Source organism: Oceanicella sp. SM1341, assembly GCF_003448965.1.
Taxonomy (GTDB): Bacteria; Pseudomonadota; Alphaproteobacteria; order Rhodobacterales; family Rhodobacteraceae; genus Paroceanicella.
The window spans coordinates 124,784-150,191 of record NZ_QRGC01000003.1 but is presented as its reverse complement, the minus strand read 5'-3'; the positions used below and the strand labels follow the sequence as shown (position 1 = coordinate 150,191).

The 25,408-nt window shown below is 70.9% G+C and carries 21 protein-coding genes; 6 read left to right on the top strand and 15 right to left on the bottom strand.

Annotation, left to right across the window (positions count from 1 at the left end):
• Positions 1-4 precede the first annotated feature (4 nt).
• The 7 genes from D3P35_RS04560 to D3P35_RS04530 form a co-directional block, all read right to left on the bottom strand.
• Positions 5-1,279, bottom strand: coding sequence for an acetylornithine deacetylase/succinyl-diaminopimelate desuccinylase family protein (locus tag D3P35_RS04560; protein ID WP_118133276.1), 1,275 nt, complete (start codon positions 1,277-1,279; stop codon positions 5-7).
• Positions 1,280-1,334: 55 nt separating this feature from the next.
• Positions 1,335-2,258, bottom strand: coding sequence for an ABC transporter permease (locus tag D3P35_RS04555; protein WP_118133275.1), 924 nt, complete (start codon positions 2,256-2,258; stop codon positions 1,335-1,337).
• A complete protein-coding gene (locus D3P35_RS04550; protein WP_118133274.1) occupies positions 2,251-3,261 on the bottom strand; it encodes an ABC transporter permease in 1,011 nt (336 codons plus the stop codon). Before D3P35_RS04550 ends, D3P35_RS04555 begins: the two co-directional genes overlap by 8 nt.
• Positions 3,262-3,336: 75 nt before the next feature.
• The gene (locus D3P35_RS04545; RefSeq protein ID WP_118133423.1) at positions 3,337-5,040 is read right to left on the bottom strand and encodes a peptide ABC transporter substrate-binding protein; all 1,704 of its coding nucleotides are present in this window, start codon (positions 5,038-5,040) and stop codon (positions 3,337-3,339) included.
• Positions 5,041-5,156: 116 nt separating this feature from the next.
• Positions 5,157-6,149 carry an ABC transporter ATP-binding protein gene (locus tag D3P35_RS04540; RefSeq protein ID WP_118133273.1) on the bottom strand — a complete coding sequence of 331 codons (993 nt, stop codon included), beginning with the start codon at positions 6,147-6,149 and terminating at the stop codon, positions 5,157-5,159.
• Positions 6,142-7,167 (bottom strand): ABC transporter ATP-binding protein, encoded by a 1,026-nt coding sequence (locus tag D3P35_RS04535; protein ID WP_118133422.1) that lies wholly within the window; start codon positions 7,165-7,167, stop codon positions 6,142-6,144. Before D3P35_RS04535 ends, D3P35_RS04540 begins: the two co-directional genes overlap by 8 nt.
• A gap of 569 nt (positions 7,168-7,736) precedes the next feature.
• On the bottom strand, positions 7,737-8,390 hold the full coding sequence (locus tag D3P35_RS04530) for a GntR family transcriptional regulator (protein ID WP_118133272.1): 654 nt from the start codon (positions 8,388-8,390) through the stop codon (positions 7,737-7,739).
• A 98-nt stretch (positions 8,391-8,488) separates the two neighbouring features.
• Between D3P35_RS04530 and speB the strand changes: the two genes are divergently transcribed.
• Both speB and D3P35_RS04520 read left to right on the top strand, forming a co-directional pair.
• Positions 8,489-9,442 (top strand): agmatinase, encoded by a 954-nt coding sequence (speB, locus tag D3P35_RS04525; protein ID WP_118133271.1) that lies wholly within the window; start codon positions 8,489-8,491, stop codon positions 9,440-9,442.
• Positions 9,439-10,806 (top strand): glutamine synthetase family protein, encoded by a 1,368-nt coding sequence (locus D3P35_RS04520; RefSeq protein WP_118133270.1) that lies wholly within the window; start codon positions 9,439-9,441, stop codon positions 10,804-10,806. The genes speB and D3P35_RS04520 overlap by 4 nt, the downstream gene beginning before the upstream one ends.
• Before the next feature lie 862 nt (positions 10,807-11,668).
• Here D3P35_RS04520 and D3P35_RS04515 read toward each other — a convergent pair.
• Together D3P35_RS04515 and D3P35_RS04510 are read right to left on the bottom strand one after the other, a co-directional pair.
• Positions 11,669-12,319: a DsbA family protein gene (locus D3P35_RS04515; RefSeq protein WP_118133269.1), complete on the bottom strand. Its 651-nt coding sequence runs from the start codon at positions 12,317-12,319 to the stop codon at positions 11,669-11,671.
• Complete coding sequence (locus D3P35_RS04510; protein WP_118133268.1) at positions 12,316-12,912, bottom strand: DUF721 domain-containing protein; 597 nt, start codon at positions 12,910-12,912, stop codon at positions 12,316-12,318. Before D3P35_RS04510 ends, D3P35_RS04515 begins: the two co-directional genes overlap by 4 nt.
• A gap of 127 nt (positions 12,913-13,039) precedes the next feature.
• On the opposite strand from D3P35_RS04510, the gene mutY reads away from it, so the two are divergent.
• On the top strand, positions 13,040-14,065 hold the full coding sequence (gene mutY, locus D3P35_RS04505; RefSeq protein WP_118133267.1) for an A/G-specific adenine glycosylase: 1,026 nt from the start codon (positions 13,040-13,042) through the stop codon (positions 14,063-14,065).
• 206 nt (positions 14,066-14,271) lie between these two features.
• On the opposite strand, the gene D3P35_RS04500 is transcribed toward mutY, so the two are convergent.
• From D3P35_RS04500 to D3P35_RS04490, 3 genes are all read right to left on the bottom strand, one after another.
• Positions 14,272-15,381 carry a site-specific DNA-methyltransferase gene (locus tag D3P35_RS04500; RefSeq protein WP_118133421.1) on the bottom strand — a complete coding sequence of 370 codons (1,110 nt, stop codon included), beginning with the start codon at positions 15,379-15,381 and terminating at the stop codon, positions 14,272-14,274.
• A 125-nt stretch (positions 15,382-15,506) separates the two neighbouring features.
• A complete protein-coding gene (locus D3P35_RS04495) occupies positions 15,507-16,169 on the bottom strand; it encodes a ribonuclease HII (RefSeq protein ID WP_118133266.1) in 663 nt (220 codons plus the stop codon).
• A gap of 44 nt (positions 16,170-16,213) precedes the next feature.
• Positions 16,214-17,371: a PA0069 family radical SAM protein gene (locus D3P35_RS04490; protein WP_118133265.1), complete on the bottom strand. Its 1,158-nt coding sequence runs from the start codon at positions 17,369-17,371 to the stop codon at positions 16,214-16,216.
• Positions 17,372-17,570: 199 nt separating this feature from the next.
• On the opposite strand from D3P35_RS04490, the gene D3P35_RS04485 reads away from it, so the two are divergent.
• On the top strand, positions 17,571-18,584 hold the full coding sequence (locus D3P35_RS04485) for an MBL fold metallo-hydrolase (protein WP_118133264.1): 1,014 nt from the start codon (positions 17,571-17,573) through the stop codon (positions 18,582-18,584).
• 176 nt (positions 18,585-18,760) lie between these two features.
• On the opposite strand, the gene D3P35_RS04480 is transcribed toward D3P35_RS04485, so the two are convergent.
• From D3P35_RS04480 to D3P35_RS04470, 3 genes are all read right to left on the bottom strand, one after another.
• A complete protein-coding gene (locus D3P35_RS04480) occupies positions 18,761-19,162 on the bottom strand; it encodes a PRC-barrel domain-containing protein (protein ID WP_232830378.1) in 402 nt (133 codons plus the stop codon).
• Between the two features lie 112 nt (positions 19,163-19,274).
• Positions 19,275-20,720: an NAD-dependent succinate-semialdehyde dehydrogenase gene (locus tag D3P35_RS04475; RefSeq protein WP_118133263.1), complete on the bottom strand. Its 1,446-nt coding sequence runs from the start codon at positions 20,718-20,720 to the stop codon at positions 19,275-19,277.
• A 153-nt stretch (positions 20,721-20,873) separates the two neighbouring features.
• Positions 20,874-21,977 (bottom strand): LysM peptidoglycan-binding domain-containing protein, encoded by a 1,104-nt coding sequence (locus D3P35_RS04470; RefSeq protein ID WP_198670459.1) that lies wholly within the window; start codon positions 21,975-21,977, stop codon positions 20,874-20,876.
• Between the two features lie 233 nt (positions 21,978-22,210).
• On the opposite strand from D3P35_RS04470, the gene D3P35_RS04465 reads away from it, so the two are divergent.
• Positions 22,211-23,434, top strand: a complete 1,224-nt coding sequence (locus D3P35_RS04465) for a biopolymer transporter ExbB (protein WP_232830377.1) — start codon at positions 22,211-22,213, stop codon at positions 23,432-23,434.
• A 3-nt stretch (positions 23,435-23,437) separates the two neighbouring features.
• Positions 23,438-25,207, top strand: a complete 1,770-nt coding sequence (locus tag D3P35_RS04460) for a peptidoglycan -binding protein (RefSeq protein WP_118133261.1) — start codon at positions 23,438-23,440, stop codon at positions 25,205-25,207.
• Positions 25,208-25,408: the final 201 nt, after the last annotated feature.

Below are 25,408 nucleotides of genomic sequence, written 5' to 3'. Positions count from 1 at the left end.
GCCGTCAGGCAGGCCCGTTCAGCAGGTCGTGGAGGGCGAGGGCCATCACCTTGGCCGAGTCCAGCATGTCGTCCACCTCCACGTATTCGTCCGGCTGGTGCGCAAGTTCCAGCAAACCGGGCCCGTATGCCACACAATTCTTCAGCCGCCCGATGCGGTCGATGTGCTTCTGGTCGTAGGTGCCGGGGGAGGCGACGTATTCCGGCGCCCGGCCCAGAACGGTGCCGATCGCCTTGGTGAGCGCGGTGGAGACCGGGGAATCCGGCTCGGTCATGCTGGGCAGCACCTCGAAGAGATCGCGCACGGAATAGCGGAAATCCTCGCGGGAATGGGCCACGCGCTCCAGCAGGTCGGTGATCTCGGCCTTCACCTCGGCGAGGCTCTCTTCCATGATGAAGCGGCGGTCGATGATCATCCGCGCGCTGTCGGGCACGCAGGGGCTGGGCAGGCCGGTGGAGCCGGGCTCGGGCTCCGGCTGGCCGCCGTGCACCGAGTTTATGTTGATGGTCGACTGCCGCGCCGCCTCCGGCACCACCGGCATGGCGGTGGTCTTGTTGGAGAGCGCGGGGATCAGCCGGTGCTCGATCTCGCCCATCACGGCGCCCATGTGGCGCAGCGCGCAGGTGCCGAGGAAGGGCATGGAGCCATGAGCGATGCGCCCCTTCGTCTCGATCTCGGCCCACCACACGCCGCGGTGGCCCAGGCACACCCGGTCCTTGTGCAGCGGCTCGGGGATGATGACGTGCTGCACGCGCCCGGGGCTGAAATACCCCCGCTCGGCCATCCAGGCCACGCCGCCGTAGCCGCCCGATTCCTCGTCGACCGTGCCGGAGATCTCGATGGCGCCGTCATGGTCGGGGAAGGTGTCGATGAAGGCCTCGGCCGCGATGATCGAGGCGGCGAGCCCGCCTTTCATGTCGCAGGTGCCGCGGCCGTAGATGCGCCCGCCCACCAGCGCGCCGCCGAAGGGGTCATGCGTCCAGCCCTGGCCGGCCTCCACCACGTCGGTATGGGAGTTGAAGTGCACGCATTGCCCGGGGCGCGCACCCTCGCGGCGGGCGAGGATGTTCCAGCGCGGGTAGCGCGGGCTGTCGCCGGGCGTGCCCTCGGCGTGCAGCAGGCTGATCTCGAAGCGCGGCCCGAGGCGGCGGGCGAAATAGTCGCAGATGTCGCGGTAGTTTTCCCCCGGCGGGTTCACGGTGGGGATGCGGATCAGGTCCTGCGTGAGGGAGATCAGCGCGTCGCGCCGCGCGTCGATGGCGGCCAGCAGTCGTTCCATAGTCGGTCCTTTGGCAGTCGGCGGCCCCCGGGGGAAGGGGGCCGCCCGGGTCTGGTCAGCGTCCGCGGATGCGGGGGTCGAGCGCGTCGCGCAGCCCGTCGCCCATGAAGTTCACCGACAGCACCGTAAGCGAGATCGCGAGCCCCGGCCAGATCACCCGCGAGGGGGTGAGGGTCATGAAGTTCGCGCCGTCGAACAGCAGGCGCCCCCATGTCGGGAAGTCGGAGGGGAAGCCGAGCCCGAGGAAGGAGAGCGCGCTCTCGGTGATGATCGCGTTCGCGATGCCCAGCGTGGCCGAGACCATGATGGGCGAGAGCACGTTGGGCAGGATGTGGCGGGTGAGGATGCGGTGGTTGCGCGTGCCGATGGAGCGGGCGGCGAGCACGAACTCGCGCTCCTTCAGCGTCAGCACCTCGCCGCGCACGATGCGGGCGGTGTTCATCCAGCTGGTGATGCCGATGATGAAGACGATGAGCACGAAGATGCCCGATTCCGGCCCGATGGCGGCGCGCAGCGTGTCGCGGAACAGCATGGTGATGACCAGCAGCAGCGGCAGCAGCGGCAGGGCGAGGAACAGGTCGGTCACCCGCATCAGCGCGCCGTCGATGCGGCGGAAGTAACCGGCGAGGATGCCCACCGCCGCGCCGACCAGCATCGAGAGCAGCATCGCCGTGATGCCCACCGCGAGCGAGGTGCGCCCGCCCGCCAGCACCTGGGCCAGCATGTCGCGCCCGAGGTTGTCGGTGCCCATCGGGTGGTCGAGGGACATGGTGATGTTCTTCGCCCGGATGTCGAGCTTGCCCGGGTCCACCGTGTGGATGTAGGGCCCGAAGACCACCGCCAGCAGGATGAGCAGGAACACCGCGGTGCCGGCCATGGCGCCGGGGTGGCGGCGGTAGCTGCGCCACACGTCGCCCCACATGGAGCGCTGTTTCGGCGGCATGGCGGTGACGGGGGAATTCGCGGCGGCGTCAGTCATAGCGGATCCTCGGGTCGAGCACGCCGTAGAGGATGTCCGCGACGAGGTTGAACAGCACGATCAGCACCGCGAAGATGAAGGTGAGGGTCTGCACCAGCGGGATGTCGGCGCCCTGGATGCCGATGATCAGCAGCTGCCCCAGCCCGTTCACCTTGAAGATCTGCTCGGTGATGATGGCGCCGCCGAACACCTGCGGCACGCCGAGCGCGATCACCGTCACCACCGGGATGAGCGAGTTGCGCAGCACGTGCACCAGCACCACGGTCTTTTCCTTCATGCCCTTGGCGCGGGCGGTGCGCACGTAGTCCTGGTTGAGGTTGTCGAGCATGGAGGCGCGCATGAAGCGGCTGATCTGGCTGGCGTTGTAGAGCGCCAGCACCATGGTGGGCATGATCATCTGCTTGATCTGGGCCACGAAGCTCGACCAGTCGGTCACCCTGAGCGTGGTGTCGTAGATCGAGGGCAGCCATTGCAGGTTGACCGCGAAGATCACGATCAGCAGCAGCCCGGTGAAGAAGGTGGGCACCGAGAAGCCGATCATCGACACGAAGGTGCCGACCTGGTCGAACCAGGAATACTGCTTGTAGGCCGAGATCACCCCGATCGGGATGGCGATGAGCGCCCCCACCACGTAGGACATGCCCACCACCCAGAGGGTCTGGGGCAGGCGCTCGACGATGAGGTCGACCACGGGCGAGCGGGTGGCCCAGGAGGAGATGCGCAGCCGGTCGCCGTCACCGAAGGTGTAGCCGGTCCATTCCTCGAGGATGTTGAGCGGCTCGTTGATGAAGAACTGCTTCAGCCACAGCAGGTAGCGCACGATGAACGGCTCGTCGAGCCCGAGCGAGGTGCGGATGTGCTCGCGCACTTCCGGCGGCACCGTGAGCGGGATCTGCGACGTCGGGTCGCCCGGCGACAAGTCGAGGATGGCGAAGATGATGAAGCTGATCGCCAGCAGCGTGGGTATCGCCAACAGCAGCCGGCGGATGGTGAAAGTCAGCATGGGAGACCTCGGGCAGGTGCCAGGACGGGAATCCGGCCGGGAGCGCGCCCCCGGCCGGCGAGGTTCCGGCGCGGGTTACTCGACCCGGTGCCAGTCAGCGATGTTCCACAGCTCGCTGTCCCATTCGTTCATCACGACACCGCCGAGGCTGTTGGCATGCGCCGAGACGCCGCCGCGGTGGATGAGCGGGATGATCGCGCCCGCCTCGACCAGCATGTCGTTGAGCTGCTTGGCGATGACGGCGCGCTGCTCGATGCCCGCGGTCTTGGAGAGCTCCTCGAACAGGGCGTCGTATTCCTCCGAGCAGTAGCGCGGGTTGTTGCCGCCCAGCCAGTTGTTCTTCGGGCTGGGGATCTCGGAGCAGCGCCAGCTCGCGAGGTAGCTCTGCGGGTCGGTGCCGTCGAAGTTGTTGGTGAACATCTCCACGTCGGCGTAGAGCTTCTGGAACGTGTCGGGCGAGGCCGGGTCACCGCCGAAGAACACCGAGGCGTCGACGTTGCGCAGCTCGGTTTCCACCCCGATCTCCGACCACATCTGCTTGATGAGCGCCTGGGTGCCCTGCCGGACCGAGTTGGTCGAGGTCTGGTAGAGCATCGAGAGGCGCACGCCGTCCTTCTCGCGGATGCCGTCGGAGCCGGCCACCCAGCCCGCGTCGTCGAGCAGCTTGTTGGCCGCCTCGATGTCCTGGGTCTTGCACCAGTCGTTGGCGGTTGAGGCATAGGCCTCCGGCGCCGGCACGAGGTTGCAGGTCACCTGGCCTGCGGCGCCGTAGCCGGCTTCCACCAGGATCTCGCGGTCGATGGCGAGCGAGAGCGCCTTGGTGACCGCCGGATCGGTGAGGAACGGGTGCGGACCGCCCTCCACGGTGGAGCGCTTGTCGCCCAGCGCGGGGTCGGGGTCGGTCATGTTGACCTCGAAACGCTCCACGGAGGTGCCGAAGGCCGAGACCAGCTCGCCGCGGCCGGCGGCTTCCATCTGGCTCAGGATCTCCGGCTCCACCTGCAGGTTCCAGGCATAGTCGAACTCGCCGGTTTCCAGCACCGAGCGCGCGGCGGAGGCGGCATCCCCGCCGCCCTTGAACACCACGGTGGAGAAGGCGGGCTTCTCCGGGTCGCGGAACTCGGGGTTGGCCGCGAACACCACCACGTCATTGGCCTTGAAATCCTGCACCACGAAGGGGCCGGTGCCGATGGGGTGGAAGTTCGCCTCGGTGCAGGTCGGGGCCGCGGCGCCCATGCAGTCCTGGAACTGCGCCTTCTGCAGCACGGGCGACTGCGCGCCCACGAAGGGGCCGTAGGGGAAGGGCTTGGGCACCGCGAAGGTCACCTTCACCGTGAGCGGGTCCACCGCCTCCACCGAGGCCACGTCGGAGAAGTTCGCCGCCTGCTGGCAGCCGCCGCTCTCGTCCATGCAGTAGGCGGCGGTGAAGGCCACGTCCTCGGCGGTGAAGGGCGTGCCGTCGGACCACTTGATGCCGTCCTTGATCTTCCAGGTGATGGTGGTGAGGTCCTCGGAGACGCCGCCGTTCTCCACCGTGGGGATGTCTTCGACCAGCCAGGGCACCATGGTGCCGGTTTCGTCGTAGCGCGCGAGCGGCTCGAGCACGAGGCTGGAGCCCTCCACGTCCTTCGTGCCGCCGGACAGGAACGGGTTCAGCACCGAAACCGCCTGCCAGTAGAGGATGTTCAGCTGGCCGTCGGCGCCGCGCTCGGCCGCAGCGCCGGTGGCGCTGAGCGCGAGAGCCGCGGCTGTCGCCAGCATCAGCTTCCTGGATTTGATCATCTGGTAGTCTCCCTGTTGAGTCTGGCAGGCCCCGGTGTTCCGGGTGCCGGCCGGTGAAAGCCCCGCTCCCGCGCGCTGGCGGGGGTGGGGCTGTTTCCGCGCGCTGCGCGCCCTCACTCGGCGAGGTGGCAGGCGACGAAATGGCCCGGCCGCGCCTCGCGCCACTCGGGAACTTCCCACTGGCACTTGTCGACGGCGATGGGGCAGCGGGTGCAGAAGCGGCAGCCCTTCGGCGGGTTCGCCGGGCTCGGCACGTCACCCTGGAGGATCACGCGCTTGCGCGTGGCCTCGATCTTCGGGTCCGCCACCGGAACGGCGGAGAGCAGGGCCCTGGTGTAGGGGTGCAGCGGCTCGTGGTAGAGCGCGTCGCGGCTGGCGAGCTCGGCCATCTTGCCCAGGTACATCACCGCCACCCGGTCCGCGATGTGGCGGACCATCGAGAGGTCGTGGCTGATGAAGAGATAGGTGAGGCCCAGCCGCTCCTGCAGGTCTTCCAGAAGGTTCACCACCTGCGCCTGGATCGACACGTCGAGGGCGGCGATCGGCTCGTCGCAGACGATGAAATCGGGGTCGAGCGCGAGGGCGCGGGCGATGCCGATGCGCTGGCGCTGGCCGCCGGAGAACTCGTGCGGGTAGCGGTTGGCGAAGCCCTTGTTCATGCCCACCGCGTCGAGCAGCTCCTCCACCCGGGCGCGCTTGTCGGCGCGCGACAGGGAGCCGTGCTCGTCCAGCGGCTCGGCGATGATCTGGCCCACGGTCATGCGCGGGTTGAGGCAGGCCTGGGGGTCCTGGAAGATCATCTGCATGCGCGGGCGCATGCGGCGCAGCTGCTCGCCGGAGAGGCCGGCGATGTCGGTGCCGTCGAAGATGATCGCGCCCTCGGTGGCCTCGTAGAGCCGCAGGATGGTGCGCCCGGCGGTGGACTTGCCGCAGCCGCTCTCGCCCACCAGCCCCAGCGTCTCGCCGCGGCGGATGTCGAAGGTGAGCCGGTCTACGGCCGAGATCACCCCCACCTGGCGGCGGATCAGCCCGGCATGGATGGGGAAATGCTTCGAGAGCCCCTGGATGCGGACCAGCGGCGCGCTCTCGGTGGCAGCGTCAAGCATGGGTGTTCTCCTCCGGGCCCGTTCCGGTGCGCGCGTAGTCCCACCAGCAGGACACGAGATGGCCCTCGCCCACCGGCTCGAGCGGCGGGTTGGCGCGGTGGCACTGCTCGAAGGCATGGGCGCAGCGCGGCGCGAAGGGGCAGGCGGTGGGCACGTCGCGCAGCACCGGCGGCTGGCCGGGGATGGAGCGCAGGCGCGCCGACCGGCCGCCGTCCATGTCCGGGAGGGTCTCGAGCAGGGCGCGGGTGTAGGGGTGGCGCGGGTCCTCGAAGAGCGCGTGCACGCCGGCCTGTTCCACCACCTGGCCACCGTACATCACCATCACCCGGTCGGCGATGCCGGCCACCACGCCGAGATCATGCGTGACCCAGACGATGGCCATGCCCAGCCGTTCGCGCAGCTCCTTCACCAGGTCGAGGATCTGGGCCTGGATGGTGACGTCGAGCGCGGTGGTGGGCTCGTCGGCGATCAGCACCTGCGGGTCGCAGGCGAGCGCAATGGCGATCATCACCCGCTGGCGCATGCCGCCGGAAAACTGGTGGGGGTAGTCCTCCAGCCGCTTCTCCGGCGAGGGGATGCCGACGAGGCCCAGCAGCTCCGCCGCCCGGCGGCGCGCCTCGGCCTTCGACAGCCCCATGTGCTCGCGCAGCGGCTCCATGAGCTGGTAGCCCACGGTGAACACCGGGTTGAGCGAGGTCATCGGGTCCTGGAAGACGAAGCCCACCTTGCCGCCGCGCACTTCGCGCAGCTCGGCATCCGAGACGGTGAGAATGTCGCGCCCGCCGAGCTTCACGCTGCCCGAGGCGATGCGCGCCGGCGGCATGGGCAACAGCTTGAGCAGCGACATCATCGTCACGCTCTTGCCGGAGCCGCTCTCGCCCACCACGCCCAGCAGCTCTCCGGGGCGCAGATCGAAGCTCACCCCGTTTACAGCGTGGACCGCGCCATCCTGGGTTGCGAATACGGTGCTGAGATTTTCTACCTCCAGCACTGGAATAGTCGTCGCGCCTGCTGGCAAGTCCTTCAAGAGCACCCCCTGCTGTGCCTTGTTAGTTTGCGAGAGTATGACACCGATTCACAATTGCGCCGCAACATTTATCTGGAAGCCAATCCGGGGATAGGTCCATTTGTATACCAGTTAGGCAGCGCAGGCAGAAGTCGCCCCAAGGAGAGGCAGAACCTGCACGGCGCCGGCCGGGGGCGGGAGCGGCGGCGCTGGCCGCAGGGCCCGGGAAATGCAGGGAAATCCGGCCCTTGGCGGTTGCGGCGCCCGCCCGGGGCTGAGCAGCGGGACAGGATGCGGCCCCGGCCTCCCGCCGGGCGCAGGCCCGGTGCGCCGACGCCATGGTCCTCCTGTCCGCGGGGAGGAGAAGGCGGTATTCGGGAGGCGTGCGCGCCGGCACGAAGCGCTTCGCTCCACCCCGGCGGGGGCGTGCGCCGGAAGGGGGCATCGAGCCCCCTCCCGGCGCCGGCCACGCTGCCGCGCGGCCCCCGGCAGACCCGGCCGCGGGAGGGGCGGCAGGCCGGGGAACGGCCCGCCCCGCGCGGTGGCGGCGGCCCGGCCGGGCGCCCCGGGGCGGCGGCGTCTCAGGTGGCGAGCATGCGCAGGCCGCGCGTGACGTCGGCGCGCACGGCGAGGCGCAGGCCGGGGTCGTCTCCGGCGCGCAGGGCGGCGAGGATCTTCACGTGGGCGGCGGCCGCATCGGAGCGCTGGCGCTGGGCGTAGAGCCGGCACATGGTGGGGCCGAGCTGCAGCCAGACGCTCTCGGTGAGGGCGAGCATCGCCGGGGCCTGGGCGCGCAGGTAGAGCGTGCGGTGAAACTCGAGGTTGGTGCGCACGTAGCCGGTGGCGTTGCCCTTCACGATCATCTCGTCGATCGTGTGGTTGATCATGTCCAGCCGGTCGATCAGCGCCATGTGGGCGCGGGGCAGGGCGCGGGAGGCGAGCTCGGGCTCGAGCAGCGCGCGGATGGAGGCGAGCTCCTCCAGCCGGTCGTTGGAGAGCTCGGGCGTCGAGATCCGCCCCGAGGAGGAGAGCGACAGCGCCCCCTCCGCCGCCAGCCGCCGCACCGCCTCGCGCGAGGGGGTCATCGACACGCCCAGTTCCTCGGCCACGCCGCGCAGGGTGAGGGCCTGGCCGGGCGGGATCTCCCCCCACATGATGCGGTTGCGCAGCACGCGGTACACGCGCTCGTGGGCCGGGCCGGAGGGCTCGGGAACGGGGGGGCGTGGCTCTGCCATGGGGTCCTTCCGTCTGGCCGCGCGGGCGCGGCGATTCCGCGCCACCTTGACGCGCCATCCGCGCTCCCGTCAATTGAGGGCGCAACATCGGGGATACCATGTCAGATTTTCGCCGCGACTACGCCTTCACCGCGCCCGACACCCGGGCAACCACCCATGACGAATACATGTATGCCGGCGCGCTCTCCTTCTGCCGCCGCAAATACGCGACCTCGCTCGAGGGAGCGGACGTCGCGGTGATGGGCGTGCCCTTCGACACCGCCGTGACCAACCGGCCCGGAACCCGCTTCGGGCCGCGGGCGGTGCGCGCCGCCTCCACCAACCTTGCCTGGGCGCGGGCCTGGCCCTCGGCGTTCGACCCGTTCGAGCGGCTCTCGGTGGTGGATTACGGCGACATCTGGTGCGACCACGGCCACCCCGAGCAGGTGCCGCACGACATCGAGGCCGCCATCGCCGGCGTGCTGGGCCAGGGGGTGAAGACGCTGCTGATCGGCGGCGACCATTTCACCACCTACCCGGCGCTGAAGGCGCATGCGGCGAAGCACGGGCCGCTGGCGCTGATCCATTTCGACGCCCATACCGACACCTGGTCGGACGGCGACGGGCCGAAGCGCATCGACCACGGCACCATGTTCTGGCACGCGGTGCACGAGGGGCTGATCGACCCGGCGCGCTCCATCCAGGTGGGCATCCGCACCACAAACGACGACCCGCTGGGCATCCTGATCCGCGACGCGGCCGAGGTGCACGAAACCCCGCTCTCCGAGACCGTCGCCGCCATCCGCAACCGGGTGGGTGACGCCCCCTGCTACCTCACCTTCGACATCGACTGCCTCGACCCCGCCTTCGCGCCGGGCACCGGCACGCCGGTGGTGGGCGGGCTCACCACCCACCAGGCGATGACCCTGCTGCGCGGTCTCGCGGGCCTCGACATCCGCGGCGCCGACGTGGTGGAGGTCTCGCCCGCCTACGACGTGGGCGAGATCACCGCGCTTGCCGGGGCGACGGTGGCGCTGCAGATGCTCTGCCTCTACGCGGAGTGCCCGGCATGAAGCTCGAGACCCTGACGAAGGAGGAGGTGAAGGCCGTCCTCGACGCGAACCCGCAGATCGAGACCATCGAGATGGTGTTCCCGGACATGAACGGTGTCGCGCGCGGCAAGCACCTGCCGGCCGACCAGTGGGACAAGCTCTTCGGCAAGGTGCGCATGCCGGTGTCGCTCTACAACCTCGACATCCTCTCGGCGGACGTGGCCAAGGCCGGCATCGCCATCGAGCGCGGCGACCCCGACGGCTACGGCCACGTGGCGGCTTTCGGCCCCTGCCTCTGGACCGGGGGCAGGCGCGCCATGGCGCTGATGACCATGCGTGAGCCCGACGGTCGCCCCACGGTCTACGACCCCCGGGCGGTGCTGGCGCGGGTGGCGGCGCGCTACGAGGAGCGCGGCCTCACCCCGGTGATCGCGCCGGAGCTGGAATTCTACCTCATGGACGTGCACCGCAACGCGACCGACCGCGCGCAGCCGCCGATCTGCCCGGTGACCGGCGAGCGCCTGCACGACCCGCAGGTGTACCGGCTCTCGGTGCAGACGCCCTTCTCGGACATCCTCGACGAGATGATCGCCGCGGCGAAGGCGCTCGACGTGAATGCCGACGTGGCGCTGGCCGAGTTCGGGCCCGGGCAGTTCGAGATCAACCTCATGCACTCGGAGGGCGCGCTCTGGGCGGCGGACCAGTCGGTGCTGCTCAAGCTCGCGATCCGCAACGTGGCGCACAGGCACGGCATGGAGGCGAGCTTCATGGCCAAGCCCTACGGCGATCAGGCCGGCTCGGGCTTCCATTTCCACATCTCGGTGCTGGACCGGGAGGGGAAGAACATCTTCGCCGGCACATCCGAGGGCGTGCCGAACGCGGCGATGATGGGGGCGCTGGGCGGCATGAAGCGCTACATGGCCTCCTCGATGCTGTGCTTCGCGCCGCACCTGAATTCCTATCGGCGCTTCGGCATCGGCACCTATGCGCCGGCCTACGCGGCCTGGGGGCTCGACAACCGCTCCTCCGCCATCCGCGTGCCGGCCACCACGGGGGCCGCTGCACGCATCGAGCACCGGCTGGCGGGGGCGGACGCGAACCCCTACCTCGCACTGGCCGCCATCCTGCAGGCGATCCTCGACGGCATGGACGAGAACATCGACCCCGGCCACCCGGTGCGCCGCGAGGCCGGGCCCGACGACGGGCCCGACCTGCCGCTGGGCTGGGGCCGGGCGATCCTGTCCTTCCAGGAGGACGGGTTCATGGCCCATGCGCTGGGGAAGGAATTCGCCCGGGTCTACGCGCTGATGAAGGAGCAGGAGATGGCCTCGCTGAACCTGCGCGTGACGGACGTGGAATACGACGTCTACCTGCGGGCGATCTGAGGCGCGGGGGCCCGGCCGGGGAACGCCCGCCTCGCCGAGGGGGCCTCGAGGCCCCCGCAGCTCGGCGGGCGTGACGAAGGCCCCGCGGGCCTTCGCCGGCGCGGGCGGAGAGCGGGCGTGCGGGATGGGGGGCCAGTGCCGGCTCTTGTGCCCGGCCGGGCGGTGGCGGGTGCCGGCCGGCGCTGCCGCAGCCGGAAGGCGCGGCACGGGCGCTGTGACCGGACCGGGGTTTTCGCCCCCCGGAGGTGGTTGAGGCTTTTCGATGCCGGAGACGTGGTGTTTCCCGGCGAGCGGGACACGGGCTGTTGCCCTGACCATTGCATGCGTTGCGGGCACGGCGGCGCGCCCGGGGCCGCGCGCCTCTGGCCGCCGAAGACGTCCGCTTCCCTGCGCCATGAAGCCTGTCGAGCCGCGGAAGGTGAACCCTGCGCTTCGGGTGCGACCTGTGCCCGGGCGAGATGGCTCGCATCCTCCAGTGTCCCAGCGTGCAGTTGCCTGTCGTGCAAACGCGCTTCGGCCCGGCTCAGGAGCCATGGACCTGCGGATCGAGTGCTCGCGCCCGGTCGCCGGGGGACAGGCGTTCACCCCCGGGGCCGGAAGACGCCGTCGTGCTGCAAGAGATGAGGCGTGACGCCTGCCGCGAGCCGTCCCGCGGATGATCTCTCCGAAACAGCGGGCCCGCCCGACAGCGGCAGCCTGGCTCTCCTCCCGCCGGCCCCGGTTGCGCTCCGGTCCTGCCGTGATGGCCTCGGGCGCGCCGGGGGCGGAGGGCCGCAGGGCCCTTCGCCACGCCCGCCTCGCCGAGGGGGCCGCGAGGCCCCCTCGGCGAGAGGGGCGTTCCCTCCCGCCGGGCGGGGCCGTCTCAGCCCAGCTTGTCGTCGAGGATCTTGCGGAACTCCTCGTAGGAGCGGTTGGACACCTTCTCGCCGTCGATGATGAAGGTCGGCGTCGCGTCGATCCCGTCGTCGGAGGCCTGCTGGCGGTAGCGCTCCACCAGGGCGTTGGCGAAGTCCTGGTCGCCGAGGCAGGCGTTCATCTCCTCGTCGGTGAGGCCGGAGACCTTGCCGATCTTGCGCAGGTTGGCAGCGATGGCCGCGTCATCGGCGCCCTGGGTCCATTCGCGCTGGGTGCGGTACATCTCGCCCACGATGCCGAAGTAGCGCAGCGGCCCGCCGCAACGCGCCACCATCGTCGCCCAGAGGCCGAACCGGTCGAAATAGACCTCGCGGAACACCAGGCGCACCTTGCCGGTGTCGATGTAGTCGGCCTTGAGCTGCGGCAGCACCTCCTCGTGGAAATGCGCGCAATGCGGGCAGGTGAGCGAGGCGTACTCGATCATCTCCACCGGGGCGTCGGCGCTGCCCATGGTCATTTCCATCAGGCGCTTGTCCTCGCCCGGGGCGGCCGGGGCCGCGTCCCCCGTGCTCTGTGCCTGTGCGAAGGCCGGCAGGGCCCCGGCAAGGGGCGCCAGCGCGGCAAGCGCGAGGAGCCGGCGGCGGGCGGTGTCGGTCATCTGGTTGGTCCTTTCTTCTCCGTCGTCTTCGCCTGACGGACTGCTACGTTCCTGCCCAGCCGTTCCAGCGCGGCACGCAGGCCATCGTCGGAAACGTCGCGCACTTCTGACTGCACGCGGGTCACCACCTGCTCGGGCAGCGGGCGGGGCGCGGCCTGGCCGGCCGGGCGATGCGTGAACGACCCGCCCGGCTCGGCAAAGCCGGTGGGCGCGGTCTGGGTGAGGCGGATCTCGGCGATGGCATGGTAGCCGTAGCAGGCGTTCACCCGCTCGCGGATCACCGGCCTGAGCATCTCCAGCTCCGGTGCCCGCCCCGAGGAGGTGAGCAGGATGAGCGTGGCGCCGAGTCCGCCCTTGCGGGCATGGGTCACCTTCACCGGCCGGCACAGCGCCGCGATCTCCGGGCCGGCGACGGCCTCCCAGTCGGTCAGTAGCCGGGTCTCGGCGATGCCGCGCTTGCCCGAGACCTCGCGCAGCCGCGCGGCGAGAAACCCGCCCGCCGGGGTGAAGCCGCGGCCGCGGCGCGGGCGTGCGGCATCGGGGGCGGATTGCCCCTTGCCATTCCCGCCCTTTGTCCCATGCTGCCCGGCCATGACCCTCGCCCTGATTTGCCCGCATCATATCGGCGCCCCGGCCGATCAAAAGCCCCAAAACGGCTCGCAGCGGCGTAAATTCACCGTGAAAATCCTGCCCTGAGAGCTCAGCCTTGAAAGCCAGCGCATGAACGACCTCTCCGCCGAGCTGCTCGCCTGGTACGACGTGCATGCCCGCCGCCTGCCCTGGCGCGTGCCCCCGCATGAGCGCCGCGAGGGCGTGGTGCCCGACCCCTACCGCGTCTGGCTCTCCGAGATCATGCTGCAGCAGACCACCGTCGCCGCCGTGATCCCGTATTTCGCCCGCTTCACGGAAGCCTGGCCGACGGTGACCGACCTCGCCGCCGCACCCGACGAGGAGGTGATGACCGAATGGGCGGGCCTGGGCTACTACGCCCGCGCGCGCAACCTGCTGCGCTGTGCCCGTGCCGTGGCCGAGGCGGGCGGGCGGTTCCCCGACACCGAGGCGGGGCTGATGGCGCTGCCCGGCATCGGCCCCTACACCGCCGCCGCCGTGGCCGCCATCGCCTTCGACCGGCAGGCAACAGTGCTCGACGGCAACGTGGAGCGGGTGATGGCCCGGCTGCACGCGGTGGAGGAGCCGCTGCCGGACGCGAAGGAAACCCTGCGCGCCCATGCAGCCCTCCTCACCCCGGCCGGGCGGCCCGGCGACCATGCCCAGGCGGTGATGGACCTCGGCGCGACCATCTGCACGCCGCGCAGCCCGGCCTGCGGCATCTGCCCCTGGCGCGAACCCTGCCGGGCGCGGGCCGAGGGCATCGCGGCCGAGCTGCCGCGCAAGCGCGCGAAGGCGGCGAAGCCGGTGCGGCTGGGCTATGCCTATCTCGCCCGGGCGGCGGACGGCGCCGTGCTGGTGGAGACCCGCCCCGAGAAGGGCCTGCTGGGCGGCACGCTGGGCCTGCCCTGCAGTGCGTGGAACGAGGCGCCGGAGCCCGCGCCGCCTCTGGAGGCAGACTGGCACCCGGCCGGCGAGGTGCGCCACACCTTCACCCATTTCCACCTGCGCCTCGCGGTGATGGTGGCCGATGTGCCCGCCGGCGGCCCGGGCTTCCGCCACCTGCCGGCGAACGCCTTCCCCACCGTGATGCGCAAGGCCTACCTCGCCGGGCTCTCGGCGCTGGAAGAGGCGTAAGGCGCCCGGCTCCGAAGGCCGGTCTGCGGGCGCGGCCGTCCGTGGCCTTGAGACCGACACCGGGGAGAGATCGTGCCATCGGGCCCGCCTCCCGGCGGGAGGGGACCGGACAGGGGCGAGGAAACCGACTGCCCTTCCGCGAGGGGCAGTTCCGTCGCGAAGCTGTCCGGGCCGTGTCGCGCCCGGATGAAGGCGCGAGGGCGTGCCTACTCGCGCATCTCCGAGCGCACCTGCTGGCGCAGCATGTCGATGGGCACGGGCTGGCCGTCGCGGCGGAAGTGCCAGTAGGTCCAGCCGTTGCACGAGGGCGCGCCCTCGAGCGCTGCCCCCACCTGGTGGATCGAGCCGCGGGCGTCATGGGCGATCAGCGTGCCGTCGGCGCGCACCTTGGCCTTGTGCCGGCCGTTGAAGGACCAGAGCTCCTCGCCCGGGCGCAGCAGCCCGCGCTCGACCAGCGAGCCGAAGGGGATGCGCGGCTCGGCGCGCTTGGAGCCGGTGACCTTCAGCGCCTCCGCCTCGTAGGGCACCACGCGGGCGAGGCGCTCGCGCGCCACCTCGATGTAGTCTTCCTCGCGCTCGATGCCGATGAAATGCCGGCCGAGGCGCTTGGCGGCGGCGCCGGTGGTGCCGGTGCCGAAGAACGGGTCGAGGATCACGTCGCCGGGGTTTGTGGTGCCCACGATCACCCGGTGCAGCAGCGCCTCGGGCTTCTGGGTGGGGTGGGCCTTCTCGCCCGCCCGGTTCTTCAGCCGCTCGCCGCCCGAGCAGATCGGCATCACCCAGTCCGAGCGCATCTGCAGGCCCTCGTTGAGCTCCTTCAGCGCCTCGTAGTTGAAGGTGTACTTGCCGGCCTCGGTCTTGCCGGCCCAGATCAGCGTCTCGTGCGCGTTGGTGAAGCGCTTGCCGCGGAAATTCGGCATCGGGTTGGTCTTGCGCCACACGATGTCGTTGAGGATCCAGAAATCGAGGTCCTGCAGCGCCGCACCCAGCCGGAACACGTTGTGGTAGGAGCCGATCACCCAGATCGCGCCGTCGGGCTTGAGGATGCGCCGCGCCGCGGCCAGCCAGCCCCGGGTGAAGCGGTCATAGGCCGCGAAGGAGGAGAACTGATCCCAGGCGTCGTCGCAGGCGTCGACCCGGGTGTTGTTCGGCCGGTGCAGCTCGCCGCGCAGCTGCAGGTTGTAGGGCGGATCGGCGAAGATCAGGTCGACCGAGTTTTCCGGCAGCGCGTTCATGCGCTCCACGCAATCCCCCGCGAGGATCTGGTCCAGCGGCAGCCTGGATGAGGCGGCGGCGTTTTTCGGCCCTCGCAGCATCGGCTTGGTGCGGGAAAGGCGGGGTCGGGGCGCGGCTGCGGGCATGGGGCGGGTTCCCTCGGAAACTGGCTGGGTTGCCCCGAAAATGAGTCAAACGGATTCCGGCGTCAATTTGTTTTTTCGATTCAATGGGTTAACGCTGACTCTTCGTACAACATCTTGTGGATGGGCTTGAAGGTTCGTCTATGGTGAGCGGTAACCCCCAGTTCTAGTAGGGCGGCGGCATGCTCTGCCGTACCGTAGCCGACGTTGCGCTCCCAGCCGTAGCCGGGGTGCTGCAGGGCGAGGGCGGCCATGGCCCGGTCGCGCGTGACCTTGGCGATGATCGAGGCGGCGGCGATGGAGGCGCAAAGCGCGTCGCCGCGCACGATGGCCTCGGCCGGGCAGGGCAGGCCGGCGGGCACGCGGTTGCCGTCCACCAGCGCGAAGGCCGGGCGGCCGGGCAGGGCCTCGACCGCGCGCAGCATGGCGAGGGTGGTGGCCCGGGAGATGTTGTGGAACTCGATCTCCTCCACCGTGGCCTGGCCGATGCCCACCACGGCCTGGGCCATGATGGCCTCGTAGAGCCCCTCGCGCCGGCGCAGGGACAGGCGCTTGGAATCGTTCACGCCCTCGGGCAGCCAGCCCTCCAGCATCACCGCGGCGGCCACCACCGGGCCGGCCCAGGGGCCGCGGCCCACCTCGTCGATGCCGATCACGCCGGGGCCGATGGCGGCTTCGCGGGAGAGGTCGGGAAGGGTGGTCACGTGGCAGGCTCCGTACGGCTCGGGGGGTGTTTCCCGAGCCATACACCGGACCGCCGGCGATGCGAAGCCGTTCGGCCGAAAACGCCTCAGAGCAGGTCGGTGAAACTCATCTGGTCGCCCGGGCGCGGCGGCAGGCGGAACAGGTCGGCGCGCAGCGACCAGCGGTTGTTGCTGAGGCCGAGGCGGCGGCGGGCGGTGTCCATCCGCCTCGCGATGAGCTTCGCGTGAACCCCCTCGCCGGTCATGCGCTTGCCCCAGGCGGGGTCATAGTCGCGCCCGCCGTGCAGCTCGCGCACCATGCGCAGCACCTTGGCGGCGCGGTTCGGGTAGTTTTCCCGCAGCCATTCGGCGAAGAGTTCGTGCACTTCCAGCGGCATGCGCAGCGCCACCCAGCCGGCGCTGGTGGCGCCAGCCCCTGCGGCGGCGGCGAGCACGGTCTCGATCTCGTGGTCGTTGAGCCCGGGGATGACCGGGGCCATCATCACGCCCGTGGGGCAGCCGGCCTTCGTGAGCGCGGTGATGGCGCGCAGGCGCACGGTGGGGGTGGCGGCGCGCGGCTCCATCCGCCGGGCGAGCGAGCTGTCGAGCGTGGTGATCGACAGCGCCACCCGTGCGAGCCCCTTGCGGCCCATCTCGCCCAGGATGTCGGCATCGCGCGCCACCAGCCCGCCCTTGGTGACGATGGTCACCGGGTGCTCGTGCTCGGCCAGCACCTCGAGCACGCCGCGCATGATGCGGCGCTCCTTCTCGATGGGCTGGTAGGGGTCGGTGTTGGTGCCGATGGCGATGGGCGCCACCTCGTAGCCCGGGCGGCGCAGCTCCTCGGCGAGCAGGCGCGCGGCGTCGGGCTTGGCGAGCAGCTTCGTCTCGAAATCGAGCCCGGGGGAGAAGCCGAGCATCGCGTGGCTGGGCCGGGCGAAGCAGTAGATGCAGCCGTGCTCGCAGCCCCGGTAGGGGTTTATCGAGCGGTCGAAGGGTATGTCGGGCGAGGTGTTGCGGGTGATGATGCGGCGGGTGGTGTCCTCCATCACCGTGGTGCGCAGGGGGGGCGTTGCCTCCTCGTCGCCGCCCCAGCCATCGTCGAACACGGTCTGGCGGTAGGCCTCGAAGCGGCCGGAGGCGTTGGAGAGCGCGCCGCGCCCGCGCCGGCGCTCCGCCGGTACGGCGGCCTCTGATCCCTCCGGCACACCGGTCTCGAACAGGTCGTCGTCCGCGTCTCTGGCCATGTCTCTGTGTCTGGCCATGTCTCTGCCTCCGGATCTCCGGCGAATCCCCCGGGAGTTTCTCTTTCGTTCGCATTATAGAACATTGAGCGAACGCTTACAGGGGGAATGCGGCCGGCCGCGCATCACGAGGAATTTGGCCGCGCCGCGGCCGAGCTGTGGCACACTTCGGCCGCGCCGGCGCGCCTTGCCGGTGTCGCCAGAGAGAGGGAGACCAGAGATGACCGAGACGATCACCCCGCACCGCCCGCGCCTCGCCGCCCCGGCCGTGTCGCGCCGCGCCGCCCTCGCGCTCGCGGCGGCGGGTGCCGCAGGCGCCGGGCTCGCGCCCGGGCTGCGCCCGGCCTCCGCCGCCGTGCCGACCCAGGGCGGCGCCCGCCCCGGCTGGTACCGCTTCAGCCTCGGGGGAATGGAGGTCACCACACTGCTCGACGGGCTGCGCATCGGCGAGGGCCCGCACCCCACCTTCGGCGCCGACCAGGAGGCCGGCACGGTGGCCAGCCTGCTGGAGGAGAACTTCCTGCCCACCGACCGCTTCGCCAACGGCTTCACCCCCGTGCTGGTGAACACGGGCTCCTCGCTGGTGCTGTTCGACACCGGGCTGGGCGCGGGCGCGCGCGGCAACGGCATGGGCAAGCTCACCGACCGGCTGAGCGCGGCCGGCGTGAACCCCGATGACATCGACACCGTGGTCATCACCCACATGCACGGCGACCATATCGGCGGGCTGATGGAGGACGGTGCGCCGGCATTCGCCAATGCCTCCTACGTGATGGGCCAGGCGGAGTACGATTTCTGGACCGCGGACGCGCAGAAGACCGGCCCCACCGAGCGCGGTGCCGCCGGGGTGGCGGCGAACGTGGTGCCCCTCGCCGAGAAGACCACCTTCATCGCCCCGGGCGACAGCGTGGCCCCCGGCATCGAGGCCATGGAGGCCTTCGGGCACACGCCGGGCCACCTCGTGTTCCACCTCGAGAGCGAGGGTGCGCGCCTGATGCTCACCGCCGACACGGTGAACCATTACGTGGTGTCGATGCAGCGCCCCGACTGGGAGGTGGCCTACGACATGGACAAGGCCGCGGCTGCCGCCACGCGCAGGAAGGTGCTGGGCATGATCGCGGAAGAGCGCATTCCCTTCGCGGGATACCACATGCCCTTCCCCGCGCTCGGCTATCTCGAGGCGAGGGACGAGGGCTTCCGCTTCGTCCCCGCCTCCTACCAGTTCGACGTCTGACGCCCGGCGCGCGCCCGTGCAGGGCGCGCGAGACCCACGCGCCCGACGCGCAGGAAGGCGCCCCTTGCCCGGGGGCGCCTGAAACGCAAAGCGCCCCCGGGCAGGGGGCACGAGCGGGCGGGGCGGTGGGGCTGCCCCGCCCCGCCCCGCCCCGCGCTGTATCGCGCTGTATCGCGTCAGAGCATCATCACCCGCGGGGGCGAGCCGTAATAGTCGTGGATGCTCTGCTTGTAGGCCCGGTCCGACCAGACCGGCTCGTCGCCGCGCGCGTAGCGAGGGGCGCCCTCGAGCTGCTCGCGCGTGAGGGCGACGACATAGCCCTCGAGTTCGGTGTCGTAGGTGAGCACGTCCCAGGGCAGCGGGTGGTAGCTCTCGCCCAGGCCGAGGAAGCCGCCGAAGGCCATCACCGCGTAGGAGACACGGCCGCCGCGCTTGTCGATCATCAGCTTGTCGACCGAGCCGAGCTTCTCGCCCTCGGCATTGTAGACGGGGGTGCCTTCGACCTTGTCGGAGGCAATGAGGGTGACGGTCTCGTTCCGGTCGAGTTCGTCCTGCGTCATGCCGGTCATGCTTGTCATGCTGAGCACTCCTTTCGGCAGGAAACAGCTCCTGCAGCCGGACAACGCCGCCGGAGGCTCCGCGTTCCCCGGGGCGCGTTCACGTCTCGCACACGCGCCCCGGAGGCTCGGCTCAGATGCCCATGGAGAGGTACTTGATCTCGAGGAAGTCCTCGAGCCCGTACTTGGAGCCCTCGCGGCCGAGGCCGGACTGCTTCACCCCGCCAAAGGGCGCCACGGCGGTCGACGGCAGGCCGTCGTTGATGCCCACGATGCCGTATTCCAGCGCCTCCGCCACGCGCCAGACCCGGCCCACGTCACGGCTGTAGAAGTAGCAGGCGAGGCCGAACTCGGTGTCGTTCGCCGCCGCGATCACCTCTTCCTCGGTCTCGAAACGGAACAGCGGCGCGACGGGGCCGAAGGTTTCCTCGCGCGCCACCTTCATCTCCTTCGTGACACCGGTGAGCACGGTGGGGCGGTAGAAGTTGCCGCCCATCTCCTCGGCGCCGAAGGCCACTTTCGCGCCCTTGGACACCGCGTCGCCCACATGCTCCTTCACCTTCTCCACGGCGTTGCCGTCGATCAGCGGGCCGGTGGTGACGCCCTCGGCGAAACCGTCGCCGATGTTGAGCTTCTTCACCGCCGCCACCAGTTTCTCGGTGAAGGCGTCGTAGACACCGGCCTGCACGTAGATGCGGTTGGCGCAGACGCAGGTCTGGCCGGCGTTGCGGAACTTCGAGCCCATGGCGCCGGTGACCGCCGCATCGAGATCGGCATCGTCGAACACGATGAAGGGCGCGTTGCCGCCGAGCTCCATCGAGGTCTTCTTGATGTCATGCGCGCAGTTCTTCAGCAGCTCCCGGCCCACCTCGGTGGAGCCGGTGAAGGTGAGCTTGCGCACCTTCTCGTTGGCGCACATCTCGTTGCCGATGGCGGAGGAGGACGCGCCGCAGACCACCGAGAACACGCCCTTGGGGATGCCCGCGCGCTCGGCCAGCACCGCCATGGCGGTGGCGGAGAGCGGCGTGAGCTTGGCGGGCTTGGCCACCATGGTGCAGCCCACGGCGAGCGCCGGGGCCACCTTGCGCGCGATCATCGCGTTGGGGAAGTTCCACGGAGTGATCGAGGCCACCACGCCCACCGGCTGCTTGAGCACCACGATGCGCTGGCCGGCCTTCGCACCGGGGATCGTGTCGCCGTAGACACGCTTGCCCTCCTCGGCGAACCACTGGATGAAGCTCGCGCCGTAGAGGATCTCGCCGCGCGCCTCGGCGAAGGGCTTGCCCATCTCGGCGCACAGGATGGTGCCGAGATCGTCGGCGTTCTCCACCATCAGCTCGTACCATTTCATCATCAGGGCGGAGCGCTCGGAGGCGAGCATCGCCGCCCAGGCCTTCTGCGCCTCGTAGGCGGCGTCGATGGCGCGGGCGGTCTCGGCCTGGCCGAGGTCGGCCATGTTCGCGATCACCTCGCCGGTGGAGGGGTTGGTCACGGCGAAGGTCTTGCCGCTGTCGCCGTCCACCCAGGCGCCGTTCACGTAGGATTTCTCGGCCAGCAGGCTGGGGTCTTTGAGTTTCATGGGTTCGGTGTCCTTCCTCGGGGGCGGCCGGGGCCTCATGCGGCGCCGGCCTGTCGGGTGCGTCCCGCCCTCGCCCTTCAATGTCGGGCGGCGCGGGGCGGGGTCAAATCTTCCGGCCGCGCGGGGCGGCGGGTGGACTGCGCGGCGGTGGGGTCAGCGGGCGGGTTCGCGCCTCCAGTCCGAGAGCGTGGCGCGCACGATGCCGGGCCAGTCCTCCTCGGTGGTCACCTGCCGCACGCCCTCGGAGAAGGCCTCCAGCCGGGCGATGGCGGCGGGGTTCGCCTTCGGCGCCACGGCCACCAGGGCGGCCTTGCGCGAATGGCGGGAGAGCTCGCGCAGCCCCTCGGGCGGCTGGGCCAGGGTCTCGCGGTTGGTGAACACGGCCGTGGCGGCGTCCGGGCCGGGGCGCAGGCAGTCGGCGAGGGCGACGTCGCGCACCAGGTCGGCGCCGCGCGGCAGCAGGCCGGTGGCGATCGGGTCCGGGCCCACGTAGTCGGGCGGCAGGCAGATCCGCACGCCCTCGAGGTCGCGCGGCAGGTCGGCGGGGCCGTAGAACACCAGGTCCAGCGTCATCAGCGGCTCGGAGAAGGCGTAGTCCTCGCACAGGCGCTGCACCTCGCGCGGGGCGCTGAGCCGGGCCGGGCACTCGGGCTGCACCCAGGGAAAGCCGAGGTCGAAGGCGCCCATGGGCAGCAGCAGCGAGAGCTGGGCATCGCCGTCGCGCACCTCGTCGATGCGGAACTGCTGGCCGGGGGCGGCGGCGCTCATCACCCGGCGGACGAGCTCGGGCAGCAGGCCGCGGCCCGGCAGGCCGGTGGCCACCAGCGGCGGCATGCCGCCGGCGGTGAGGAAGCGCACCTCCTCCTCCGCCGGCCCGCGCGGGCGGATGCCCGGGGGGTCGAGGGTCTGGCGGGCGGCCTGCATCGCGGCCTCGGGGGGCATGGAGCCGTCCTCGCAGGGCAGGCGCAGCACCTGGCCCACTTCGAGGGCGTTGGGCGAGGGCAGCACGTCGCGGTTCGCCTCGAACAGGGTGAGGTAGCGGTCATGGCCGTAGACCCGCTGGGTGATGGAGCGCAGCGTGTCGCCGCGCTGGACCACGTAGGGCCCGCAGGCCTCCTGCGCCGAGGCGCCGCCGGCACCTGCCGCCAGCGCGGCGAGGGCGAGGGCCGCGAGACGGCCGGACAGCGACCCCGACGACAGGGCCGGAGGGGCGCGACGCAGGGCGGGGCGGCGGGCCGCTCCGGCGGATCTTGGCATTTGGTCCCCCCGGGGATGCTGTGACATGCGCGCTACTATTGCGGGGCACGCCGCCGGGTGCAAGGCCGCGCGGGCACGGCCGCTCCGGGGTGGCGCAACCGGGGCGCGAGCGCCCCGCCCGCCCGCTCTCCCGCCGTGCTTCGCCGGCATATGTGTGTTGGTTTTCGGACGCTTGGCCTTTAAGGTCCGAGACCGGTACCATCCGCATCAGACGGAGCGCAGCAGGGCAGCCAATGGCACGACGCATCATCCTGGATCGGGACACGGACCCGCATTTCTCCCAGCCGATCCGCCAGACCTTCGCGATGGTGGTGATCCTCGCGCTCGTGGCCGTGGGCGTGTGGTTCATCTACGGCTCGGTGGCCGGGGTGCTGATGTCGAACCCGGTGCTGAACGGCTTCATCGCCGCGGTCTTCGTGATCGGCGTGCTGTCGTGCTTCTTCCAGGTGTTCCAGCTCACCTCCGCCGTGAGCTGGATCGAGGGTTTCGCGCTCGACCGGCCGGGGCACGAGTTCACCAAGACCCCGCGGCTGCTGGCCTCGCTCTCCGCGCTGCTGCGCGGCAAGGGCTCGCGCTCGATGCTCACCTCCGCCTCCACCGGCTCGATCCTCGATTCCGTCGCCACGCGGCTCGACGAGGCGCGCGACATCACCCGCTACATCATCAACCTGCTGATCTTCCTCGGCCTGCTCGGCACGTTCTGGGGCCTCGCGAACACCGTGCCGGCGGTGGTCGACACCATCCGCCACCTCGCCCCGCAGGAGGGCGAGGAGGGCATGGCGGTGTTCGACCGGCTGATGAGCGGGCTCGAGGAGCAGCTCGGCGGCATGGGCACCGCCTTCTCCAGCTCGCTGCTCGGCCTCGCCGGCTCGCTGGTGGTGGGGCTGCTGGAGCTCTTCGCCGGCCACGGGCAGAACCGCTTCTACCGCGAGCTGGAGGAGTGGCTGTCCTCCATCACCCGCATCGGCCTCTCCACCGGCGACGGCGAGCATGGCGGCTTCGACGGCACCGTTCTCGCCGGCATCCTCGAGCAGACCGCGATGCAGATCGAGAGCCTGCGCGAGATGGTCACCCGCGGCGAGGAGCGCCGCTTCGAGACCGAGGACCGGCTCACCCGCCTCGCCTCCTCGCTCGACCGGCTGAGCGAGACGCTGGCCACCCCCTCGGCCGAGCAGCGCGCCGCCGAGGAGGCCCGCGCCGCCACGCTGGAGCGCATCGCCGCCTCGCAGGAGCGCATGCTGGCGATGACCGCCCAGCGGCTGGAGGACGGCGAGCACGTCGACGCCGAGACCCGCATGCGCCTGCGCAACATCGACGTGCAGCTGCTGCGCATCCTCGAGGAGATGTCCGCCGGCCGGCAGGACTCGCTGTCCGAGATCCGCTCCGGCTTCGCCCAGCTGCCGCGCGGCATCGGCGCGGCGATCTCCGAGGCCGTCTCCGGGACGGCGGGGCGCTGAGCCATGGCCCTCTCGCGCAGATCGGGGCGAAGACCGGAGGCCAACATCTGGCCCGGTTTCGTGGACGCGATGACCGCGCTCACGCTCGTGCTGATGTTCGTGCTCTCGATGTTCATGATCGTGCAGTTCTTCCTGCGCGAGACCATCACCGGGCAGGAGAGCAAGCTCGACCAGCTCGGCTCCGAGGTGGCCCAGCTCACCCAGGCGCTCGGCCTCGCCCGCACCCGCTCGGAGAATTTGCAGGGGCAGGTGAACACGCTCTCCTCCGACCTCGCCTCCACCCGCACGCTCGCCGGCCAGCAGGCGCTGATGATCGACAGCCTCACCGCCGAGCGTGACGACCAGGCCGCCCGCATCGCGAGCTTCGAGGAGCAGGTGGCGGGGCTGCTCTCCGAGAAGAGCGACCTCACCGCCGCCCTCGCCGCCGCGCGGGACGAGACGGCGCAGCGCCAGGCGGCGCTCGACGAGGCGCAGGGCACCATCACCACCCTGCAGGCCGAGAACGCCCGCGAGGTGGACGAGAAGGAGGCGCTGCAGCTCGCCCTCGCCAACCTGCGCGAGGAGATCGACGCGCAGGAGGAGGCCGCCCGCCTCGCCGCCGCCCGGCGCGAGGCGCTGCAGGCGCTGGTGGAGAGCCTGCGCGAGGAGGCGCAGCAGAGCGAGGCGCGCATCGCCGAGCTCGACCAGCAGCTCACCGCCGAGCAGCAGGCCCGCGTGGCCGAGGCCGCCCAGGCAAAGGCGCTGCTCGACCAGTTCCGCGAGGAGAGCGCCGAGCAGGTCTCCGGGCTGGAGGCGAAGCTCACCGACCAGGAGAAGCTCGCCGCCGCCGAGGCCGCCGCCGCGCGCGAGCTGCGCGAGAAGCTGGAGAACTCGCAGTCCGAGCTCACCGCGATGACCCTCGCGCTGGAGGAGCAGCGCAGGAAGGCGGAGGAGACGCTGGCCCTGCTCGCCGCCGCCGATGCCGCGCGCACCCAGCTCGAGACCGCCCGCGCCGATGACCGCAGCGAGCTGGAGCGGCGCCGCGCCGCGGTGGCGAAGGCGAATGAATTGCTGGCCCGGCAGCGCGCCGCGGCGAGCGAGGACCAGAAGCGCATCGCGCTGCTCAACCAGCAGACGCTGGAGCTGCGCCGCCAGCTCTCCAGCCTGCAGGCCACGCTCGACGCCGCCGCCGAGCGCGATTCCGACCGGCAGGTGCAGATCGAGAGCCTCGGCACCCAGCTCAACTCCGCCCTCGCCCAGGTGGCCGAGGAGCAGCGCCGCCGCGCCGAGCTGGAGGCGCGCGAGCGCGAGCGGCTGGAGGCGGAAGCGAAGGACCTGCGCCGCGCCCGCTCCGAGTTCTTCGCCCGCACCCGCGAGATCCTCGAGGACCGGCCGGGGGTGGAGATCGTCGGCGACCGGTTCGTGTTCTCCTCCGAGATCCTGTTCCCGCCCGGCTCGGCCGATCTCTCCGAGGCCGGCAAGACCCAGATCGCCCGGGTGGCGGAGGTGATCCGCGACGTCTCGCAGCAGATCCCGGACGGTATCGACTGGATCCTGCGCGTCGACGGCCACACCGACGACACCCCGCTGCGCGGCGGCCGCTACGCCGACAACTGGGAGCTCAGCCAGGCCCGGGCCCTCTCCGTGGTGCGCTTCCTGATCGACGACGAGGGCATCCCCGCCGACCGGCTCTCGGCCAACGGCTTCGGGGAGTACCAGCCGATCGACACCGGCACCACGCCGGAGGCGAGGGCCCGCAACCGCCGCATCGAGCTGAAATTCACCGAGCGCTGAGCCGCGCCCGCCCCCGTCCGGAGCGTGTCGCCCACCCGCCCGCCCCGCCACGCTCCGGCCGGGGGCGGGCGCGGCCGGTGACGTGGCCGGAAGGGCCCGGCACGGGCCCGACGCGCCTCCCGAGGCGGGGGCTTCAGCCCCCTCCGAGGCAGGCGCACCTCCCCGCGGGGCGGTGCGTGACGGGCTCGCACCCTGGTTGGC

Coding starts and splice junctions, on each gene's coding strand:
- D3P35_RS04560 (WP_118133276.1), bottom strand. CDS start 1,279: ATGGAACGACTGCTGGCCGCCATCGACGCGCGGCGCGACGCGCTGATC.
- D3P35_RS04555 (WP_118133275.1), bottom strand. CDS start 2,258: ATGACTGACGCCGCCGCGAATTCCCCCGTCACCGCCATGCCGCCGAAA.
- D3P35_RS04550 (WP_118133274.1), bottom strand. CDS start 3,261: ATGCTGACTTTCACCATCCGCCGGCTGCTGTTGGCGATACCCACGCTG.
- D3P35_RS04540 (WP_118133273.1), bottom strand. CDS start 6,149: ATGCTTGACGCTGCCACCGAGAGCGCGCCGCTGGTCCGCATCCAGGGG.
- D3P35_RS04530 (WP_118133272.1), bottom strand. CDS start 8,390: ATGGCAGAGCCACGCCCCCCCGTTCCCGAGCCCTCCGGCCCGGCCCAC.
- speB (WP_118133271.1), top strand. CDS start 8,489: ATGTCAGATTTTCGCCGCGACTACGCCTTCACCGCGCCCGACACCCGG.
- D3P35_RS04520 (WP_118133270.1), top strand. CDS start 9,439: ATGAAGCTCGAGACCCTGACGAAGGAGGAGGTGAAGGCCGTCCTCGAC.
- D3P35_RS04515 (WP_118133269.1), bottom strand. CDS start 12,319: ATGACCGACACCGCCCGCCGCCGGCTCCTCGCGCTTGCCGCGCTGGCG.
- D3P35_RS04510 (WP_118133268.1), bottom strand. CDS start 12,912: ATGGCCGGGCAGCATGGGACAAAGGGCGGGAATGGCAAGGGGCAATCC.
- mutY (WP_118133267.1), top strand. CDS start 13,040: ATGAACGACCTCTCCGCCGAGCTGCTCGCCTGGTACGACGTGCATGCC.
- D3P35_RS04500 (WP_118133421.1), bottom strand. CDS start 15,381: ATGCTGCGAGGGCCGAAAAACGCCGCCGCCTCATCCAGGCTGCCGCTG.
- D3P35_RS04495 (WP_118133266.1), bottom strand. CDS start 16,169: ATGGCTCGGGAAACACCCCCCGAGCCGTACGGAGCCTGCCACGTGACC.
- D3P35_RS04490 (WP_118133265.1), bottom strand. CDS start 17,371: ATGGCCAGACACAGAGACATGGCCAGAGACGCGGACGACGACCTGTTC.
- D3P35_RS04485 (WP_118133264.1), top strand. CDS start 17,571: ATGACCGAGACGATCACCCCGCACCGCCCGCGCCTCGCCGCCCCGGCC.
- D3P35_RS04480 (WP_232830378.1), bottom strand. CDS start 19,162: ATGACAAGCATGACCGGCATGACGCAGGACGAACTCGACCGGAACGAG.
- D3P35_RS04475 (WP_118133263.1), bottom strand. CDS start 20,720: ATGAAACTCAAAGACCCCAGCCTGCTGGCCGAGAAATCCTACGTGAAC.
- D3P35_RS04470 (WP_198670459.1), bottom strand. CDS start 21,977: ATGCCAAGATCCGCCGGAGCGGCCCGCCGCCCCGCCCTGCGTCGCGCC.
- D3P35_RS04465 (WP_232830377.1), top strand. CDS start 22,211: ATGGCACGACGCATCATCCTGGATCGGGACACGGACCCGCATTTCTCC.
- D3P35_RS04460 (WP_118133261.1), top strand. CDS start 23,438: ATGGCCCTCTCGCGCAGATCGGGGCGAAGACCGGAGGCCAACATCTGG.